At 61.4% G+C, this 3,316-nt stretch carries 4 protein-coding genes; all 4 read right to left on the reverse strand.

Annotated elements, in window-relative coordinates; translation table 11 throughout:
• Positions 1–67: 67 nt before the first annotated feature.
• Positions 68–1,543: a paraquat-inducible protein A gene (locus ACY693_RS16960; protein ID WP_462322989.1), complete on the reverse strand. Its 1,476-nt coding sequence runs from the start codon at positions 1,541–1,543 to the stop codon at positions 68–70.
• A gap of 126 nt (positions 1,544–1,669) precedes the next feature.
• Entirely contained in the window at positions 1,670–2,149 is a 480-nt protein-coding gene (locus tag ACY693_RS16965; protein ID WP_462322990.1) for a hypothetical protein, read from the reverse strand.
• A 67-nt stretch (positions 2,150–2,216) separates the two neighbouring features.
• Positions 2,217–2,921 (reverse strand): hypothetical protein, encoded by a 705-nt coding sequence (locus ACY693_RS16970; RefSeq protein ID WP_462322991.1) that lies wholly within the window; start codon positions 2,919–2,921, stop codon positions 2,217–2,219.
• An 88-nt stretch (positions 2,922–3,009) separates the two neighbouring features.
• The coding region (locus tag ACY693_RS16975; protein WP_462322992.1) for an adenosylcobinamide-GDP ribazoletransferase at positions 3,010–3,316 on the reverse strand (307 nt) is incomplete at its 5' end.

Raw genomic sequence — 3,316 nt, forward strand, 5'->3', positions numbered from 1 at the left:
TGAGGTCTCCCCAGCATTTGTCCCAGCGGTCGCCTCATAAGCCGCCGACTCTTCCGCCTGTGAGGACTCAGTTGGCATCGACCAGGGCCTTGGCAGTCGAGCGCCATGATGGGTCCTGCGCTTGGCGCAGGACGGCAGGTAACTGATCAGGAAGCGCAGCAGATTGTTGCGCTTGCGCCCGAGTGGGCGCGCAGTCGCGGATGGGGTCCAGGTCTTGGCCCAAATCTTGGCCCAGATCTTGACCGGGAAGACCGGCTGCGTCCCAGATCAACCGCGGATCAAAGGCCATGGCCGCAAACATGGTCAGGATCACCACCGCACAAAAGAAGACCGCGCCGGCCTCGGCCTGGATACTCGCCAGATTCCCTAGGTGAACCAGCGCCACCAGGATGGTCACGACATAGACATCGACCATCGACCAGCGGCCGATGGCCTCGGTAATGCGGTAGAGGCGGGTTCGGTCACGCGGACGCCAACGCGAATGAAACTGCACCGAGAGCAGCAGAAAGATCAGGATCAAGAGCTTCAATAGCGGCACAAAGATGCTGGCAATAAACAGAATGGCAGCCAAGGGCAGCATGCCGTGCTCCAGCAAGAACACGACACCACTGAAGATAGTATCCGATTGTGTCTGTCCGAGACTGGTAACGGTCATCACCGGATAGACGTTGGCGGGCACGTAAAACGCCAACGCGGCAAGCACCAGCGCCCAGGTGCGCTGGATGCTCATCGGCTTGCGCCGATGCAGTATATCCCCGCAGCGTGGGCAGCGCAGGCGCTCGTTAGCCCGTCGAGTCTCAGCCCGAGCCCGACGCTGAGCCATCCACCGACTGCCAGGCGCAGGATCGCGCACCGCCTCGGTCGCCGGCAGCACCAGCTCGCAGACATCGCAGCCGAGCACCGGCTCATCGGCTCGTGGCAACCGTCGCAGCCGCTGCGGCAGCGGCACTCGTTCCCAGACAATATCGGGGTCCAGCGAGGACTGAGCCGCGGCGAGCACAAAGATCAGGATCACGAAGGCGAAGAGTGAGGTGCCCGGAATAATGGTCGCCATATCGGCGAGCTTGACCACCGAGACCAGGATGCCGATCAGGAACACGTCCATCATGCCCCAGGGCACCATGGTCTTGAACCAGCGGAACAAGGTGGGATAAGCGGGCGGCAATCCGCCTCCGAGCTTCAATGGGGCCAGCACGATCAGCAGCAGCAACAGCTGAAGACCGGGCGCCAAGATCGCCGTGAAGAAGACAACGGCTGCCACCTCGCCCTTTCCCTGTTCAGTGAGGTCGGCGACCCCACTAAAGAGCGTCGTCTCCGTGCGCTGCCCTTGCATCTCGAACGACAGGAACGGGAAGCTGTTGGCAACGATGAACAGGATCAGCCCGGTGAGCGCGAACGCCAGGGTGCGATCCAGACTCGCCGGTCGGTGTCGATGCAACCGATGCCCGCAGCGCAAGCAGCGTGACGAACCGCCAGGCGGCAATGGTGGACTGCGCTGGAGCAGGTCGCACTCCCCGCACAGGCTAAGATGGGCATCACACATCGACCTGAGTCTATCCTGTGTCACCCAATCCGCGCGAGTGAAAAACCAAAGCCGGGCCGGTTTGGCGCAAGCTAGCCGTCATCCATTAAGATTGGCCCTGCCAGGGGGAGTCTGGACGACTCCCGGCTAACGCCGTGCAAAAGCGACCCGGCGGGGGTCGATATGAAGGTTGTTGGGGTCGGACTCGCTTGGTGCTGCGCCATCACGGTAGGCAAGCGACAGCAGCTCATGCCTCTGAAAGACGACTCGACCATCTGCCGGACGGCGAATAAAGGTCCAGCGATGATGAAGGTCGGCGATCAGATGCTCAGCGCTCCCGTCGCTCCGTCGGCGATGGGTATCCCAGACCATGCGGGTCGTCATCACCAGAGGCGGACCCGCGGACTCGACCTGGAAATCATAGTAGAGATGGTGCTCGTCGAAGAACTGCTCCTTAAGTGGATGGTGCGCGTTGAGCCCCTCCAGACCGCGCAGTTCAGTGTCCCCGAACTTGATCAGGAAATCCTCACCCGAGGTATAGCCATAGATGATCGACGGCGATGCGTGAACATCGAAAAGCTCAGCCCAACGCTTGATCAAGGCGATGCCATCATAATGACTGATCATCACAATCTACCCGTTTGTGGTCGTTGTCTCGAATCGGAACCGATGTGCAGCTCGCCCAGCTGAAACCTCAGCCGGGCGCACGATAGACCGGGCGAAAACTGGTGGCATCCTGCCAGCGGATCGCATCGCCGACCCAGGCGTCCCAATCAGCGTTGGAGCCATAGCGGTGCGGTGCGCGCATCAGCGCAAAGGCCTCGTCCAGCGCGGCAACCGATTCGACCTCATAAACCGTATGCACAAGCGTCGGCTCGCGGCTGACACTCTGATAGCGCCGCGCCGCGGCCCAAGCCGGAACATCGGCCATGATCTTGGGGAGATACTCGCCGTGATACCAGTCGTTGAAGGCATGGGTACGCTCTGGCTCGGTCTCGACGGAGACACGGAAGAACGGTCGCGAGCCGAAGGGTCCGTCGCGGGGCTCGCGCTGATGACGGTAGATCTCCTGATAGCAATGGCGCTCCAGATCACGCAGGTGTTCTTCGCGCCAGCGCGCCCACTCCTCCTTCTCGCGCTCGCGGCCGGGACGCTCAAGCACCTCCTCGATCTGCTCCGCACTGACCCCTGGCTTCAGCAAGTACTGGGTTAGATACTGCTTGTTGAACCAACGCAGACTACCGGTAACCCCGAACTCCTCATAGCGCCAAACCGCCTCAATCTCGGGGGCGTTGCGAAGCAACGTGGGCAGGTAGCGATGGTGATAGAAGTCGTTGAAGGCAGCTTCTTGAGCGGGCGCGATTCGCAGCGACACCAGCATCAACAATTGCTCGCTCATCGATCTCTCCGGTCAGAGTGGGGGCTCAGCTTACTCGAGATTGAACGACACAACTTTAGCATGGCATCTTGAAGCCGATCCGGACGCATCAGTCTGCAATCAGCAGCACAGCGACCAACAGCACGGATGCTTCGGTGAGCTCGACGAGTGCTCCGGCAGTATCGCCGGTAAAGCCGCCAAGCCGTTGCATCATGCTGTGCCGCCAAACGAACAGCAACGCCCCTGCAGTGGCAACCAGCAAGATGCCCAGTGCCCAATGGCCGGCGAGCGCCAGAAACACCAGCATGAGCAGCACGCCGAGGACGAGCAGGAGACTGGCGTCCAGATGCGGAAGGCTCTGCTGCAGCGCGGCGCCCAGTCCATCGGGACGCGCCGAAGGCGTGGTCAGCGCCAGG

This window comes from Halochromatium sp., assembly GCF_054919635.1.